Here is a 15517-nt window from a genome sequence, read left to right as displayed (position 1 = left end):
TACTGCTGAACACTTGGCAGAATTTGCCCGCAGGCATACCTTCTGGCACCGGCATCCCGCCGGGTTGCGCCCCCTCCACCACCGCATGTCCTCCACCTCTCAGTACGCGCTCATCCTTGACGACCATCCGTTGGTGGCACACGGCATGGCCGAATTCCTGCGCGCGCGACTGCCGCAGATGGACGTGGTGGTGGCCGCTGGGGCAAACGACCTTCTGCGCTGGGTGGACACGCGGGGCACACCGGCCATCGCGCTCATCGACTTCTGGCTGGCAGAAGGCGCCGCCGTGGGTCTGATCGCCCAGGTGCGCAACCACTGCCCCGGAATGCCCATCGCGGTGATCAGTGGCGACGATGACCCCGCCGTGATGGACCAGGCCCGGCAGGCAGGCGCGCAGGGATTCATCCACAAACAAGCGGCGCCTGAAACCTTCGGGCTGGCGGTGGAGGCCTTGCTGAGCGGGCTGGTCTGGTTTGAACCGGGCCATCCGGGCAGCCAGCCGCTGCGCAGCCGCGACCTGCCGGTGACACCGGCCGAGCTGGGGCTGTCTGTCCGGCAGGGCCAGATCCTTGCGCTGGTGCTGCAGGGGCTGCCCAACAAGCGCATTGCATCGCAGCTGGATATTGCAGAGAGCACCGTGAAGGAGCACGTGACGGGCATCCTGGAGCGGCTGCGGGTGCGCACACGGGTCGAGGCCATCACCCTGCTGCGCGGGCGGCGGCTGGAGCTGCCCTGATGCGCCTCGTCCGGGTTGTGGTGCTGGTCGTGGCCCTGTGCCTGCAGACGGCATTGCCCGCAAGGGCACAGCTACTGAACGCGGACTTGGCCGAGCTGGACCGGCTGCAAAACCTGTCGCAACGCAACAGCGCCGAAGCCGTGCAGGCGCTGCAGGCCGCCGCGGCACGTTTTGCCAACGCGGCCGATGCCGCGACCCGGCGCACTTACTTGGCGGCGCTTACAGACGCAGCCTTCGAGACCGGGCAGACAACGGTGGTGACCGAGGGCATTGCGCAGCTGAAGGCGCTCGCCGCTGCGCAGAAAGATCCGTCGTCGCAGGTGCTGGCTGTCTGCTTCGAGGCCCGGCAACTGGCCGTGGCGGGAAAAACACGCGCCGGACTGGACGCACTGGCGCGCGAAGCGGCCGCCGCCGAGCGCGCACCCGACCCCTGGGTGCGCTGGCTCTACCACCTGACGCTGGGCGCCCTGCACAGCGGCAACGGCCAGTTCGAAACGGCGATGGCCCACCTGCTGCGCAGCCTGGAACTCTCGCGCACGCTGCCACGCCAGGCGGCCACGTCTGAGCTGCGGTCGCGCACCCACCTGGAGCTGCTGCACTTCGACATGAAGAACCCGGAGCGGGCGCTGCAAACCATCCGCGAGGCGTTGCCCCTGGCCGAAAAGCTGGACGCCCGGCAGGCGCAGGGCTGGCTGCACCTGCACCGTGGGAATGTGGAAAACGTGCAGGGCAACCTCGACACCGCCGTGGCCGCCTACCGGCAGTCCCTGCAGATCGCCCGCGCTGGAGGGCTCACCGGGCTCCAGGCCACGGCGCTGAACAACCTGGGCGACGTCCTGCTGCAGCGCAAGGCGTATGCCGCGGCCGAGCCCGTGATGCGCGAGGCCCTGGCCGCGTACCGCGATGCACACGAGCTGAACGGGGCCGCAATGGCGCAGGCCAATCTGGGCTTTGCACTCATGGGCCAGGGCCGCATTGCGGCCGGCGTGCATGAGGTGGAGGCGGGCATCCGGTTTGTGCACGAAGCGGGCTCCCTGCCCATGGAAGAGCAGTTGCTGGGCGAGCTGTCGCGCATGTACGAGCAAGCCGGCCTGTACCGCGAGGCCATGGCCACCACCCGCAAGCAGCAGGCGCTGGCCAAGGAGCTGTTCCATACCGAGCGCGACCAGGCTGTGACGACCTTGCAGGAGCGCTTTGACAGCGCTGAACGGCAGCGCCAGATCGAGCAGCTCGCGCAGGCCAACCGGGTGCAGGATGCCGAGCTGCGCGTGCGGCGCATGCAGCAGATCGGACTGGCGGCTGCGGTGGCACTGGCACTGCTTGCGGCGGGCGCCAGCTTCTGGCTGTACCGCCGCACGCGCACTGCCAATGAGGCCCTGGCCGCAGCCCGGCGCCAGGCGGAAGGCGCCCTGACCGAAAAAAACCTGTTCCTCGCCACCGCCAGCCACGACCTGCGCCAACCCGTGCACGCCATGTCCTTGATGGTGGAGGCGATCAACCTGCGCAATACCGACCCGGTCCTGCGCCCGCTGGTGGCCGACCTGCGCACCAGCATGCAGGCCATGAGCCAGCTGTTCAATGCGCTGCTGGACCTGTCGCGCCTGGAGTCGGGGCAGCCGCTGGGCCACAAAGCCGCCGTGGACCTTGGCGCCCTGCTGGCGGACGTTGTGCGCCTCTTCCGCGAGCAAGCCAGCCTCGGCGGCCTGACCCTGCGGCTGCGGCTGCCGCGCCGTGGCGCCACCGTGTGGGCCGAGCCGGTGCTGCTGCGCCAGGCGCTGGCGAACCTGGTGCAGAACGCCATCCGCTACACACCGCAGGGCAAGGTGCTGGTGAGCGCACGCGCACGCGGCGGTGACTGGCTGGTGGAGGTGCGGGACACGGGCATTGGCATTGCCCCCGCCGATCAGGCCCGGGTGTTCAGCCCCTACTATCGGGGAGCGCGGGCCGACCAGATGGACGAAGCGGGGCACGGCCTGGGCTTGGCTGTGGTGGCGCGCTGCGCCGAGCAGTTAGGGGCGGCGTACGGCGTACGTTCGCTGGCGGGACAGGGGTCGCGCTTCTGGCTGCGGCTGCCAGCCCATGTGGCACCCGATGCAGGCGCGTCCACCGCCCCCGCAACGGCACACCGCCAGTCCATCGTGGACCGCCCGCTGCAGGGCCAGTGCCTGGTGCTGGACGATGACCCCCAGGTGCTCAAGGCCTGGCGCGCCATGCTCGAAGCCTGGGGCGTGACGGCAGCCTATGCCACCACCGGGGCCGAAGCCCATGGCCGGCTCGACGAAGGCCTGGTGCCAGATGCCATCTTCTGCGACCAGCGACTGCGCTCGGGCGAGAGCGGCTTTGACATCCTGCGCACGCTGCTGGCCCGCTGCCCAGCCGCCCGGGGTGCGATGGTCAGCGGCGAGTTTGACGCCCCCGCCTTGCGGGACGCCGAAGACGAGGGCTACCTGGTGCTGCGCAAGCCCGTGAACCCTGCAGAGCTGCACGCTGTGCTGGCGCAGTGGCTGGCCCCCAGCAACAGGCGGCAGGACCAGAGCGCGGTGCCTTTCCCATAAGCACAGACAGCTACCTTTTCAATAGCGCATTAGTACACCTACCGGTGTCTTTCGAAGCCCCAGCCGCCGCAGAACGTGCGGTTGTTGCCTGCGGCCTGCTCAGGCAAAGGCAGGTATCACGGCACCGGTCGTCTGCCAGCGGTGCACCGCCCGTCTGCCCGCTGCACGCGGCGATCACGCAGCCCCCTACCATCCGCAGCCAACGACCGGCGACATCGACACGCTGGCAAATCACACCAGGAGGGAGCCACACCATGACCACCACCGGGACCACCCCGCCCCCACCGCCCGGCCAGCCCCGCTGGCTGTACCAGGCGCAGGATGCACAAGGCCGCCCCACCGAGGGGTTTGTGCATGCCCAGACGGCCGAAGAAGCCATGCAGGCCATTGCGGCGCTGCAGCAGCCCCCGCTGACCCAGGTGCAGTTGCACACCTCGGGGCTGTATGCCCGTGCGATGACCGAGATGGCGGACGACGCACTGGGCACCCTGGACGTGAAGGCACTGCGCCAGCTGGCGCGCGACCAGATCGAAGCGCAGCAGAACCCCGGCCTGTGGACCACGCTGCGCCAGCTGCTGCGCAACAACCGTACCTGGCTGCTGGTGTGCGCGGCCCTGGTGGCGCTGGCCGTGTGGCGCCAGTGGAGCCCATGGGTGCAAGGGATTCTGGTACTGGCCATGCTGGCGCCGCTGGGGGTCTTTGCCTACATGCACCAGTTTCAGCGCACGTACCAGCAGATGCTGCACGCGCACGCCACGGGCGACCTGCCCCGCCTCGACGTGCTGGCCCAGCGGCTGGCCCGCGCGGCCGAACGGCATGCGTTCTTGCGGCAGCCCGCCTGGGACGCCGCGGTGCGCATGGCCTGGTTCGAGGCGCGCGCCGAAGGGGTGGACGCCGCCATCCTGCGCTTGCGCATCCACCCCATGCGCCCGGCGGACGAAGGCGAATTCTTGGCCCGCATCTATACCTTGCCCCTGGCCACGGGCGACCATGCGGGCTTTACCGCCCGCCTGCGCGAGCTGATGGCGCAGCGGCCGGGAGAGCCCACTCTGCAGTTGGACCTGGCCCTGGGTGAGGCCCGCGCGGGCCACACCGACGAAGCGCAGCGCCTCGTGGACACGCTGCAGCCCGCCATGCTGCCACCCCACGGGCAAGCGTTCATCGACTGGGTGCGGGGCATGATTGCGCTGCGCGACCCGGCCCGGGCGGGCGAGGCCGCCAGCCACCTGGGCAAGGCGTGTGAGCAGTTTCTGGGGCTGGTGCGCAAGGCCCCGGGCGCCTGGCCCTCACTGGCCGTATGCACCTGCGACTACGCACTGGCACTGGCCTGGAGCGGGCGTGCCGAAATGGGGCGCACCGTGTTTGCCAGCGTGCAGCCGGTGGCCCGGCACCACGCCGAGCCCGAGCGGCTGGCGCTGCTGGAGCGCGAGTTGCGCCTCAGGGGCTGAGCGTTTTTTGAGCTGCGCCCGAAAGGCCGGCGAAAGGCGGGCCGAGAAACCTGACTCGCAGGCTCAGGCCAGCGCGCGCTGGATGATGATCTTCTGCACGTCGCTCGTGCCTTCGTAGATCTGGCACACGCGCACGTCGCGGTAGATGCGCTCCACCGGGAAGTCGTTCACCACGCCGTAACCGCCCAGCGTCTGGATGGCGGCGCTGCACACGCGTTCGGCCATTTCGCTGGCAAACAGCTTGGCCATGGCGGCTTCCTTCAGGCAGGGCTTTCCGGCATCGCGCAGCGCGGCGGCGTGCCAGATGAGCTGGCGCGCGGCCTCGATCTGCGTGGCGCAGTCGGCCAGGCGGAAACCCACGGCCTGGTGGTTGAAGATGGCGGTGCCGAAGCTTTCGCGCTCTTTGGAATACGCCAGCGCCGCGTCGAAGGCGCTGCGCGCCATGCCCACGCTTTGGGCTGCGATGCCGATGCGGCCGCCTTCGAGCGCGCCCAGGGCGATCTTGTAGCCCTCGCCCTCGGCACCGATCAGGTTCTCGGCGGGGACGCGGCAGTTGTCGAAGTTGATCTGCGCCGTGTCGCTGCTGTGCTGGCCCAGCTTGTCTTCCAGCCGCGCCACCACGTAGCCGGGGTTGTTGGTGGGCACTAGGAAGGCGCTCATGCCCTTCTTGCCCGCGCCCTTGTCGGTGACGGCGATGACGATGGCCACATGACCGTTCTTGCCGCTGGTGATGAACTGCTTGACCCCGTTGATCACGTATTCGTCGCCCTGCTTCACCGCCGTGGTGCGCAGGGCGGAGGCGTCGGAGCCCACATGTGGCTCGGTCAGGCAAAACGCACCCAGCATTTCGCCACGCGCCAGCGGCGTGAGCCAGTCGCGCTTTTGCTGCGCGTTGCCGTAGCGCATGAGGATGGCGTTAACCGGGCAATTGGTCACGCTGATGGCGGTGCTGGTGCCGCCGTCACCGGCGGCGATCTCTTCGAGCACCAGCGCGAGCGTGAGGTAGTCGAGGTGGGCCCCGCCAAACTCTTCGGGCACGCAGATGCCATACGCGCCCAGCGCGGCCAGGCCCTGGTGGACCTCCTTGGGGAAGTGGTGTTCCTTGTCCCAGCGTGCGGCATTCGGCCACAGCTCGGTTTGCGCAAAGTCGCGCACCGCATCGCGGATCATTTCCTGGTCTTGGGTCAGCAGCATGGGAGTGTCTCCAGAGTCGTTGTTCAAAAATTCGGGGGCTTAGTGGCTTGCGGGACTACCAGTGGGCAGCGCGGCGGCCGTCGTAGTGCAGCAGGCGGCCCTTGTCGGCAGCGGTCACGCTGGCCAGCGTGCTGCGCAGGCCGCGCACACTGTCTTCCACCGTCAGCGGCGCACCGCCGCCGCCCATGTCGGTCTGCACCCAGCCGGGGTCGATGGTGACCAGCGTGGCGCCAGGGTAGTCGTGCTGCGCGGCGGCCACGGCCATGTTCAGCGCGGCCTTGCTGGTGCGGTACAGCCACGAGCCGCTGTTGGGCACGCTGCCGATCTGCGACATGGAGGACGACAGAAACGCAAACACGCCGCCCGCGTCCGCCACCAGAGGCGCCACCTGCGGAATGGCCTGCATGGCGCCCAGCACGTTCGTGTGCATGACGGCATCAAAGTCTTGCTGCGTGGGTGGGGTGAGCGCGTTGGGGCGGCGGATGACACCGGCCACATACAGCGCCAGGTCCAGCTTTTCGCCGTCAAGCTGCCAGGCCAGGCCGCTCACGCTGGCGGGGTTGGCCACATCCACGGTGAGCACCTCGGCGCCCAGCGCCAGCACGCGCTCGCGGCCGGCGTCGTCGCGCACGGTGGCGATTACGCGGCGCCCGGCGTCGGTGTACTGGCGCACCAGCTCCAGGCCGATGCCCCGGGACGCGCCCATCACGAGTATGGAGTTCATTTTCAAGCCCAATATGCCGCAAGCGCTAGTGAATCATGCGCCAACAGCTATCAATTCAGGAGTAAACAAAACAGCGACACCCACTCAGGCAGACAGGTAGCCGGCGTACTCGAAATAGCCCGACCACGCGGGGTCGTACGCCACCTTCAGCTCCAGCGATGTCGCCTCGTCGCGCAGCAGCAGGGGCGCCAGCGTCTGTTTGGCCAGTTGCTCGTCGCTCACGTAGTACAGCGCCTGCCGGCGGCCCGCGCGCATCAGCGTCAGCACCAGAATGCCCAACTGCGGCACCTGGAGCAGCGTGGCGGCTTGCTCGTGCAGGTCTTGCACGGCGGTCAGTGTGTCGCTGTCGGGCACCGCCAGGTCCACGGTGAGGGCATAGGCCAGGTCGGCCCGCATGGCCACAGCGTTGGCACTGGTGTTGACCATGACCACGCCAGTCTCGGGCGCGTCTTCGCTGTCGATGTCGTCAGGAGGCAGTTCGTTGCCGTCCTCGTCGATGGGGCAGTCAAACTGCAGTTCCAGCCCGTCCCATTCGGCATCGCCCGTGGGAAAGTGGCCGGTGTGGCCCAGGGTGTCGGTCCAGTAGCGGTCGAACACCGGGGGCAGCTGGCTCAGCGGCACCCAAGGCGTGTGGGTGTCGCCGGGCTCGCCCACAAAGTCCACCGCGCCCACCTTCACGGCAAAGTCGTACTCGCCCAGCACATGGTCGAGCATGATGAACGCCATGTTGCGCGCGTGGTCCTGGTAGTCGCTGGGGATCTCGCGGCCAAAGCGGATCTCCAGCGCCGCCTGCCCGCCATCCTGCTCCAGCGCCACCAGCACGTCGGACGTGGCCAGCTCAAAGCCTTCCATTCCGATGGGAAAGTCCGGCTGCGCGGTGCGCTCGCGAAACGCACGCACGCGGTAGTGCGGCAACGCGGGTGCGGCCGCCACCACCTGCGCCAGCAACGGAAACCGCTCGATGCTGCCGTGGGCCGTGACGATGAGGTCCACCACGGCATCGGCATCGTCGCCGGACATCTCCAGCGCCAGGCCTTCCAGGTGCTGATCTATCAGCGCATTGGCCGCCCCCACGCGCTCGCGCAGCGGCTGGGCCTGGAGCGATGCCTGGGCATCGGAAAACGCGTGCCAGAAGGCGCCGATGGCGGGAGAGGGAGTTGTCATCGCGGTCCTTGTACAAAGTCGGGGATCATCCCATCTCCAGCCAGCGGCCTCAGACGAGTTCCAGCGCCACGGCCGTGGCCTCGCCACCGCCGATGCACAGCGTGGCCAGGCCCTTGGTCAGACCGCGCGCCTTGAGGGCATGGATCAGCGTGACCATGATGCGCGCACCGCTGGCGCCGATGGGGTGGCCCAGTGCGCAGGCGCCACCGTTCACGTTGACCTTGTCATGGGGCAGGTCCAATTCCTTCATCAGCGCCATGGGCACCACGGCAAAGGCTTCGTTGATCTCCCACAGCTGCACGTCGCCCACTTGCCAGCCGGCCTTGGCGAGTGCCTTTTGTGTGGCGCCCAGGGGGGCGGTGGCAAACCACTCGGGCTCTTGTGCGTGCGTGGCGTGGCTCACGATGCGGGCCAGGGGCTTGGCACCCAGCTTCTTGGCCGTGGACTCGCGCATCATCACCAGCGCGGCCGCACCGTCGTTGATGCTGGAGCTGGACGCGGCGGTGATGGTGCCGTCCTTCTTGAACGCGGGCTTCAAGGTGGCGATCTTTTCGAGCTTGACCTTGCCCGGGCCTTCGTCCACCGACACCACGGTCTCGCCCGCACGGGTCTTGACGGTGACGGGCACGATCTCGGCCGCGAAGGCGCCCGACTCGGTAGCGGCCTTGGCGCGCTGCACGCTGGCGGTGGCAAAGGCGTCCTGCTGCTCGCGCGTAAAGCTGTACTTGGCCGCGCAGTCTTCACCAAAGGTGCCCATGCTGCGGCCCGCTTCGTAAGCGTCTTCCAGGCCGTCGAGCATCATGTGGTCGAAGATGCGGTCGTGGCCCAGGCGGTAGCCCCCTCGGCCCTTTTGCAGCAGGTAGGGGGCGTTGGTCATGCTTTCCATGCCACCCGCCACCATCACGTCGTGCGTGCCGGCCAGCAGCATGTCGTGCGCCATCATCGCGGCCTTCATGCCGGAGCCGCACATCTTGCTGAGCGTGACGGCGCCCGCGCCCTTGGGCAGGCCGCCTTTGAACGCCGCCTGGCGCGCGGGTGCCTGGCCCTGGCCGGCCATCAGGCAGTTGCCAAACAGCACTTCGCCCACGGCGTCGGGCGAGACACCGGCACGCTCGATGGCGGCCTTGATGGCGGCGCCACCCAGGTCGTGCGCGGCCAGGCTGGAGAAGTCGCCCTGCAACGAGCCCATGGGGGTGCGTGCAGCGCCAACGACGACGATGGGGTCTTGGATGGACATGGTGAAGGTCTCCTGGGTAAGGGTCAGAGGAAAAGTGGGGACGAAAAACGGGGTTTTGGCGGGCGCTCAGCGGGCCGCAGCGCCTTGCGCAAAACGCCGCTCCGTGTCGTAGGGGAAAACATCAAACATATGACCCGCCTGGATGCGCTCCTTGTGCGACAGCCAGAACGCGGCGTCGAGCAGGTCGGCGTGGTGCTGCATGAACACCTCGCGCACCGCGTCGTTGCCCAGTAGGAAGGGGCCAAAGGTTTCGGGGAACACATCGCGCGGGCCCACGCTGTACCAGACCTCGCCGCTCATCTCTTCTTCCTCGTTGCGCGGCGTGGGCACGCGGCGGAAGTTGCAGTCGGTGAGATATTCGATCTCGTCGTAGTCGTAGAACACGACCTTGCCGTTGCGCGTGACGCCAAAGTTCTTCCAGAGCATGTCGCCGGGGAAGATGTTGGCGGCCACGAGGTCCTTGATGGCGTTGCCATATTCGATGACGCTGTGCTCCATCTGCTGGCGCGCGCGCGGGTCAGACAGGCCGGTGTCGAAGGCCTCTTGCAGGTAGATGTTGAGCGGGATCATGCGCCGCTCGATATAGAGGTGCTTGATGATCACCTCGGTCTGGCCATCGCCATCTCGATCACTGATTTCGAGCTGGCTGGGGGCGAACTTCTCGATCTCGGCAATCAGCGCATCATCAAAGCGGTCGCGGGGGAAGGCGACTTCGCTGTACTCCAGCGTGTCGGCCATGCGGCCCACGCGGTCGTGCTGCTTGACCAGCAGGTACTTGGCCTTGATCTGTTCGCGTGTGGTTTCCTTCTGGTGCGGAAAGTAGTCCTTGATGAGCTTGAACACAAACGGGAAGCTCGGCAGGTCGAACACCAGCATCACCATGCCCTTGATGCCGGGGGCGATGCGGAACTGGTCGCTGGAATGCTTGAGGTGGTACAGGAAGTCGCGGTAGAACAGCGTCTTGCCCTGCTTGGCCAGGCCCAGGGCGTTGTAGATCTCGGCGCGCGGCTTGCGCGGCATGAGGCTGCGCAAAAACTGCACGTAGGCGCTGGGGATCTCCATGTCCACCATGAAGTAGGCGCGGGCAAAGCTGAACAGCATCTGCATGTCGTCTTCGCCGAACAGCGCGGCGTCGATGGTCAGCTTGCCGCTGTCGTCGTGCAGGATGGGTAGCGCAAACGGCACCTCGTTAAAGCCGTTGATGATCTTGCCCACCACATACGCGCCCTTGTTGCGAAAGAACAGGCTGGTGAGCACCTGGATCTGGAAGTTGGTGCGCAGCCTCACCTTGTCGAGCCGGCTGCGCATGGCGCCCACCACACAAGCGGTGTCACGTGGCAGGTCGGCAAATTCGCGCTGCAGCTGGAAATTTTCGACGATGGCCTGGAAGGTGTCGCCCAGCGTATCGCGCGTGGGGTAGTAGGCGCGGTAGGTGGGCCGCGCGGCAGGCTCGTCGTTCTCGATGTATTCGGTGCTGACCGCAGGCCGCACAAAGATGAAGTCGTTGTGGAAATGCGTGCGGTGCAGGATCTTGGTGGTGACCGAGTTGAAGAAGGTTTCGGCCAGCTCGGGCTGGTGGTGGTTCACCAGCAGCCCGATGTAGTGCAGCTTGACCTGGTGCCAGACATCCATCGGCTGCGCGCCGGCCTCGAACTCTTTCTCCAGGCGGCGCACGCATTCCTTCACCCGCAGGTCGTAGAACTCGATGCGTTCGCGCTGTGCCCGCTGCTGGCCGTGCCAGTCAGCGGTTTCAAAACGGTGTTTGGCGCGCGCGGACTCGGTGCGGAACAACCGGTAATGCCGGTTGAAGCCGTCCATCATGGCCTTGGCAATGCCGTAGGCCTGGGGCGCATCAAGGCGTTGCGGGAACATGGTGGCGGGCCTATTGGCTTCTTCGTCAGCGCAACCGTCGCTCGGCAGACACAGGGCGGCGGCAGGCCTACTGCCGCCGGGTTGCGGCCACCCCGGCAATTGCCGCCTTGTACAGCGATTCCAGACCTTCGGTGCTGTCCACGGACATGTGCAGGTTGTTGATCAGCCCATCCTTGAGGCCATAGCACCAGCCATGCAGCGTAACCTTCTGGCCCCGGCCCCAAGCGTCCAGCATCACGGTGGTCTGTGCAATGTTCACCACCTGCTCGATGGCATTGAGCTCGCACAGCACGTCGTGGCGCCACTCAGGCGCGGTGGCGGCGATCAGGTCGCGGTGGCGGTCACGCACGTCCTGCACATGGCGAATCCAGTTGTCGGCCAGGCCCACGCGCGTGCCCTCCAGCGCGGCCAGCACACCGCCGCAACCGTAGTGGCCCACCACCATCAGGTGCTCGATGCGCAGCTGGTCCACCGCGTACTGGATGGTAGACAGGCAGTTGAGATCGGTAGGCACCACCACGTTCGCCACATTGCGGTGAACGAAGACCTCACCAGGCTCCAGCCCGGTGATCTGGTTGGCGGGCACCCGGCTGTCGGAGCAGCCGATCCACATGTACTTGGGCTTCTGCTGCGCCAGCAGGCTGGTGAAAAAGCCGGGCCGCTCGCGCTCCATCTGGGCCGCCCAGGCGCGGTTGTGAACAAACAGGTCGTCGATGGAGGAAGGCATGGGGTCCTTGGTGTGTGAGGGTTGGTCGATCAGTTGTCGCAGGTCAGCAGGTTTCGGCAAACAGCTCGCGGCCAATCAGCATGCGGCGGATCTCGCTGGTGCCAGCACCAATCTCGTACAGCTTGGCATCGCGCCACAGGCGGCCCAGCGGGTACTCGTTGATGTAGCCATTGCCACCATAGATCTGCACGCCTTCGCCGGCCATCCAGGTGGCCTTTTCGGCGCACCACAGGATCACGCTGGCGCAGTCCTTGCGGACTTGGCGCACGTGGTCGGTACCCAGCATGTCGAGGTTCTTGGCCACAGTGTAGGCAAACGAGCGGCCCGCCTGCAGCACGGTGTACATGTCGGCCACCTTGCCCTGGATGAGCTGAAACTCGCCAATGCTCTGGCCGAACTGCTTGCGGTCGTGAATGTAAGGGATCACGTTGTCCATCACGGACTGCATGATGCCCAGCGGGCCGCCGGTCAGCACCGCGCGTTCGTAGTCCAGGCCACTCATCAATACCTTGGCACCGTTGTTCACGCCGCCGAGCACGTTTTGTGCAGGCACCTCGACGTCCTGGAACACCAGCTCGCCCGTGTGACTACCGCGCATGCCCAGCTTGTCGAGCTTTTGCGCAATCGAGAAGCCCTTCATGCCCTTCTCGATCAGGAAAGCCGTGACACCGCGTGCCCCCATTTCAGGCTCGGTCTTGGCATACACCACCAGGGTGTCCGCATCGGGGCCGTTGGTGATCCACATCTTGCTGCCGTTGAGCAGGTAGTAGCCGCCCTTGTCCTCGGCCTTGAGCTTCATGCTGATCACGTCGGAGCCCGCGCCGGGCTCACTCATGGCCAGCGCGCCCACGTGCTCGCCGCTGATGAGTCTGGGCAGGTACTTGGCCTTTTGTGCCTCGTTACCGTTGCGGTTGATCTGGTTCACACACAGGTTGCTGTGGGCGCCATAGGACAAGCCCACCGAGGCACTGGCGCGGGAGATTTCTTCCATCGCCACCATGTGGGCGAGGTAGCCCATGGCGGCGCCGCCATATTGCTCGGGCACCGTGATGCCGAGTACGCCCAGATCACCCATCTTCCGCCACAGGTCCATGGGGAATTGGTCGTTGCGATCAATCTCGGCCGCGCGGGGAGCGATCTCTGCCTGCGCGAAGTCGCGCACGGCATCGCGCAGGGCATCGATATCTTCGCCCAGCTGGAAGTTGAGGCCGGGAAGGTTGGCGGGAATGCTCATGGGGTTTGTCTCCTCGTAGAAGGTAGGGAAATGGGCAGGGCTCAGCCCTGGATGCTGTCGCGCCCGGTGACCGCCATGAGAGTGCACCCCATGGTGGCGACCAGCTTTTCTTGGTTGCCGTCGATAGCGAAGGCTCGGCCTTCGCAGACGGTGATGGTGCGGCCGGGCTTCAGCACCCGTCCTTCCATGCGGAATCGCTCGCCTTTGGCAGGGGCCAGCAAGTTGATCTTGAATTCGATGGTGAGCACGGCGGCATCTGCCGCCATGAGGGTGAAACCGGCATATCCGCACGCTGAATCCAGCGCGGTGGACACCATGCCCGCATGGAGAAATCCATGCTGCTGGGTCAGGGCGGCAGCCCAGGGGAGTTCAATGTCTACAGCACCTGGCGCCACCAATCCCAGCGACGCGCCAAGCGTCTTCATGGCCCCTTGCCGCGCAAAGCTGTCACGCACGCGGTCGGCAAAGTCAATGCAACGCGGCTCAAAGGGGGGCGTGCTCACTGCAGTCTCCTAATTTACGTTTACGTAAACGTCAATTATGGATCAATTTTGCTTTTCTACCTTGGCCAGCAGCGAGCGCGCCTCTTCTTCGTGCTCGCGCACCTCTTCCAGGTTGGCCTGCAGATCGGCCATTTGCTCTTCGAGTTGCTTGCGATGGACTACCAGCACGTCCAGAAACTTGCGGAGCTGTACGCCGGTATCGCGGGGGCTGTCATAGAGGTCGATGATCTCCTTGGCCTCCGTGAGAGACAGTCCCAGGCGCTTGGCCCGCAACGTCAGGCGCAGCCGCGTGCGGTCGCGTGCGCTGTACACCCGGTTGCGGCCGGCGGCGCCGGTGCGTTCAGGCTGCAGCAAGCCCATGTCTTCATAAAAACGGATCGCCCGGGTGGTGAGATCGAACTCTTTGGCAAGGTCGCTGATGGTGTAGGTATTGGCCATGGTGGGTGCTGCACACAGCAGTATCGGTTTCGCACAGGAGACAGCCGGGTGGCTGCAGCTCCCTACAATGCATCGAATGCATGACGTTTACGTTAACGTCAATGCTAACCCATCACACCGCCTCCATGAATCCACTTGAACACCAGATCCACTACCCGCTCGGCGACGCGCTGCCCGTCGAGGGCGCCACCTTGGAGGTCGCGCCTGGAGTGCATTGGATCCGTATGGGCCTGCCCTTTGCCCTGGATCACATCAATCTGTGGCTGCTGCGCGATCGCCAGCCGGATGCTGGCGGTGTGCTGGTGGACGGGTGGACCGTGGTGGATTGCTGCATCGACAGCGCTGCGAGCCGCGCGCAGTGGGAGCAGATATTTGCGGACTGCCTGGAGGGCTTGCCCATTCTTCGCGTCATCGTGACCCACATGCACCCAGACCACATCGGGCTGGCACATTGGCTGTGCGAGCGTTGGGATGTGCGCTTGTGGATCAGTGCCACGGACTACAACGTAGCGCGTGTCGCCGTCTATGACCCGCAGGGGTTTGGCGGGGAAGCAGGGGCCGATTTTTATGCGCTGCACGGTGCACGAGAACCGTCTTTTTTGGACCATGTGCGAGGACGCGCATCGTATTTTCCGACCCTGGTCCCTGCTCTCCCACCCCGTTTTCAACGAATCATGGATGGAGACACGCTGAACATCGGGGGCCGCATCTGGCGTTGCATTAGCGGCTACGGCCACGCGCCTGAGCACATGGCATTGTTTTGCGCTGAGCTGACCACCTTGATCAGCGGAGACATGGTGTTGCCGCGCATCTCGACCAATGTCAGTGTCCACGCCAGCGAGCCAGAGGCCAACCCGCTACAACTGTTCTTGACCTCGCTCTTGCGGTATCTGGATCTACCAAAAGACACCTTGGTGCTTCCATCGCATGGCAAGCCGTTTACAGGCCTGGGCACGCGTGTAGCGCAGCTACAAAACCATCACCGCGAGCGGCTCACTGAGATTTTCCAAGCCGCGCACACCCGTGCACTAAGCGCCGCGGATACTTTGCCGATTCTGTTTCAACGCCAGTTGGACACCCACCAGATGACTTTTGCTATGGGTGAGGCGCTGGCACATCTTCATCATCTGTGGATGGATGGGAAGCTGGAGCGTTTTCTCGACCAAGCCGGGGTTCAGAGATTTCGCGCACCGAACGGTGGATAAACGCACTCAATGCGTGGCCAGCCAGCGCTTATTGGGCACCAATCAAATAGCACACTCAGCCGCACTGATAGATGGTAATCAATGCTGGTAAGGCGTGTGAGCCGATATAGGCGCCTAGGTGGTTTAAATAATTTTGCGCGCCCCCAAAAGCAAAAAACCCCAGTCATATCTGACTGGGGTTTTCTGGGCTGTAAGAGCCTGACGATGACCTACTTTCACACGGGAACCCGCACTATCATCGGCGCAAAGTCGTTTCACTGTCCTGTTCGGGATGGGAAGGAGTGGGACCAACTTGCTATGGTCATCAGGCATAACTTGGTGCTGGGCAGTTTTTGTGAACTGCCTGGCGAATTCATAGAGTCTGGAATCAGATGTTTGTGTTTTGACTGCGTCTAACTTGGCATAACAGACTTTGAGCTTCACGCTGGTTGCGTGTTGGCTATCAAAGTTATAGGGTCAAGCCGCACGAGCAATTAGTAT

General features: G+C 65.3%; 13 protein-coding genes and 1 rRNA gene. 4 read left to right on the top strand and 10 right to left on the bottom strand.

Going from position 1 to position 15517, the window contains the following annotated elements; genetic code table 11:
• Positions 1-85: 85 nt before the first annotated feature.
• From ATF69_RS01585 to ATF69_RS01575, 3 genes are all read left to right on the top strand, one after another.
• On the top strand, positions 86-736 hold the full coding sequence (locus tag ATF69_RS01585; protein ID WP_146869708.1) for a LuxR C-terminal-related transcriptional regulator: 651 nt from the start codon (positions 86-88) through the stop codon (positions 734-736).
• The gene (locus ATF69_RS01580; RefSeq protein WP_146869707.1) at positions 736-3291 is read left to right on the top strand and encodes an ATP-binding protein; all 2556 of its coding nucleotides are present in this window, start codon (positions 736-738) and stop codon (positions 3289-3291) included. Before ATF69_RS01585 ends, ATF69_RS01580 begins: the two co-directional genes overlap by 1 nt.
• Before the next feature lie 254 nt (positions 3292-3545).
• On the top strand, positions 3546-4739 hold the full coding sequence (locus ATF69_RS01575; RefSeq protein WP_146869706.1) for a hypothetical protein: 1194 nt from the start codon (positions 3546-3548) through the stop codon (positions 4737-4739).
• Positions 4740-4802: 63 nt separating this feature from the next.
• On the opposite strand, the gene ATF69_RS01570 is transcribed toward ATF69_RS01575, so the two are convergent.
• From ATF69_RS01570 to ATF69_RS01530, 9 genes are all read right to left on the bottom strand, one after another.
• Entirely contained in the window at positions 4803-5933 is a 1131-nt protein-coding gene (locus tag ATF69_RS01570; RefSeq protein ID WP_146869705.1) for an acyl-CoA dehydrogenase family protein, read from the bottom strand.
• A gap of 55 nt (positions 5934-5988) precedes the next feature.
• Positions 5989-6657: an SDR family oxidoreductase gene (locus ATF69_RS01565; RefSeq protein ID WP_056057790.1), complete on the bottom strand. Its 669-nt coding sequence runs from the start codon at positions 6655-6657 to the stop codon at positions 5989-5991.
• Between the two features lie 84 nt (positions 6658-6741).
• On the bottom strand, positions 6742-7821 hold the full coding sequence (locus ATF69_RS01560; RefSeq protein WP_146869704.1) for a DUF695 domain-containing protein: 1080 nt from the start codon (positions 7819-7821) through the stop codon (positions 6742-6744).
• A gap of 49 nt (positions 7822-7870) precedes the next feature.
• Positions 7871-9058, bottom strand: coding sequence for an acetyl-CoA C-acyltransferase (locus tag ATF69_RS01555; protein ID WP_146869703.1), 1188 nt, complete (start codon positions 9056-9058; stop codon positions 7871-7873).
• Between the two features lie 66 nt (positions 9059-9124).
• Positions 9125-10930 (bottom strand): bifunctional isocitrate dehydrogenase kinase/phosphatase, encoded by a 1806-nt coding sequence (gene aceK / locus ATF69_RS01550; RefSeq protein ID WP_146869702.1) that lies wholly within the window; start codon positions 10928-10930, stop codon positions 9125-9127.
• A 67-nt stretch (positions 10931-10997) separates the two neighbouring features.
• Positions 10998-11657 carry a carbonate dehydratase gene (can, locus tag ATF69_RS01545; RefSeq protein WP_056057784.1) on the bottom strand — a complete coding sequence of 220 codons (660 nt, stop codon included), beginning with the start codon at positions 11655-11657 and terminating at the stop codon, positions 10998-11000.
• Between the two features lie 43 nt (positions 11658-11700).
• Positions 11701-12891 (bottom strand): isovaleryl-CoA dehydrogenase, encoded by a 1191-nt coding sequence (locus ATF69_RS01540; RefSeq protein WP_146869701.1) that lies wholly within the window; start codon positions 12889-12891, stop codon positions 11701-11703.
• A 41-nt stretch (positions 12892-12932) separates the two neighbouring features.
• The gene (locus ATF69_RS01535) at positions 12933-13394 is read right to left on the bottom strand and encodes a PaaI family thioesterase (RefSeq protein WP_099729196.1); all 462 of its coding nucleotides are present in this window, start codon (positions 13392-13394) and stop codon (positions 12933-12935) included.
• 42 nt (positions 13395-13436) lie between these two features.
• The gene (locus ATF69_RS01530) at positions 13437-13832 is read right to left on the bottom strand and encodes a MerR family transcriptional regulator (protein ID WP_015015787.1); all 396 of its coding nucleotides are present in this window, start codon (positions 13830-13832) and stop codon (positions 13437-13439) included.
• Between the two features lie 125 nt (positions 13833-13957).
• Between ATF69_RS01530 and ATF69_RS01525 the strand changes: the two genes are divergently transcribed.
• Positions 13958-15037 carry an MBL fold metallo-hydrolase gene (locus tag ATF69_RS01525; RefSeq protein ID WP_146869700.1) on the top strand — a complete coding sequence of 360 codons (1080 nt, stop codon included), beginning with the start codon at positions 13958-13960 and terminating at the stop codon, positions 15035-15037.
• A gap of 196 nt (positions 15038-15233) precedes the next feature.
• Here ATF69_RS01525 and rrf read toward each other — a convergent pair.
• Positions 15234-15346, bottom strand: a 5S ribosomal RNA gene (rrf, locus tag ATF69_RS01520).
• Between the last annotated feature and the right edge of the window lie 171 nt (positions 15347-15517).

It is taken from the genome of Acidovorax delafieldii, assembly GCF_007993815.1.
GTDB classification, from domain to species: Bacteria; Pseudomonadota; Gammaproteobacteria; order Burkholderiales; family Burkholderiaceae_C; genus Acidovorax; species Acidovorax delafieldii.
The sequence above is the reverse complement of the archived record's forward strand: the minus strand, read 5'-3'. Positions and strand labels throughout refer to the sequence as shown.

Coding starts and splice junctions, on each gene's coding strand:
- ATF69_RS01585 (WP_146869708.1), top strand. CDS start 86: ATGTCCTCCACCTCTCAGTACGCGCTCATCCTTGACGACCATCCGTTG.
- ATF69_RS01580 (WP_146869707.1), top strand. CDS start 736: ATGCGCCTCGTCCGGGTTGTGGTGCTGGTCGTGGCCCTGTGCCTGCAG.
- ATF69_RS01575 (WP_146869706.1), top strand. CDS start 3,546: ATGACCACCACCGGGACCACCCCGCCCCCACCGCCCGGCCAGCCCCGC.
- ATF69_RS01570 (WP_146869705.1), bottom strand. CDS start 5,933: ATGCTGCTGACCCAAGACCAGGAAATGATCCGCGATGCGGTGCGCGAC.
- ATF69_RS01565 (WP_056057790.1), bottom strand. CDS start 6,657: ATGAACTCCATACTCGTGATGGGCGCGTCCCGGGGCATCGGCCTGGAG.
- ATF69_RS01560 (WP_146869704.1), bottom strand. CDS start 7,821: ATGACAACTCCCTCTCCCGCCATCGGCGCCTTCTGGCACGCGTTTTCC.
- ATF69_RS01555 (WP_146869703.1), bottom strand. CDS start 9,058: ATGTCCATCCAAGACCCCATCGTCGTCGTTGGCGCTGCACGCACCCCC.
- aceK (WP_146869702.1), bottom strand. CDS start 10,930: ATGTTCCCGCAACGCCTTGATGCGCCCCAGGCCTACGGCATTGCCAAG.
- can (WP_056057784.1), bottom strand. CDS start 11,657: ATGCCTTCCTCCATCGACGACCTGTTTGTTCACAACCGCGCCTGGGCG.
- ATF69_RS01540 (WP_146869701.1), bottom strand. CDS start 12,891: ATGAGCATTCCCGCCAACCTTCCCGGCCTCAACTTCCAGCTGGGCGAA.
- ATF69_RS01530 (WP_015015787.1), bottom strand. CDS start 13,832: ATGGCCAATACCTACACCATCAGCGACCTTGCCAAAGAGTTCGATCTC.
- ATF69_RS01525 (WP_146869700.1), top strand. CDS start 13,958: ATGAATCCACTTGAACACCAGATCCACTACCCGCTCGGCGACGCGCTG.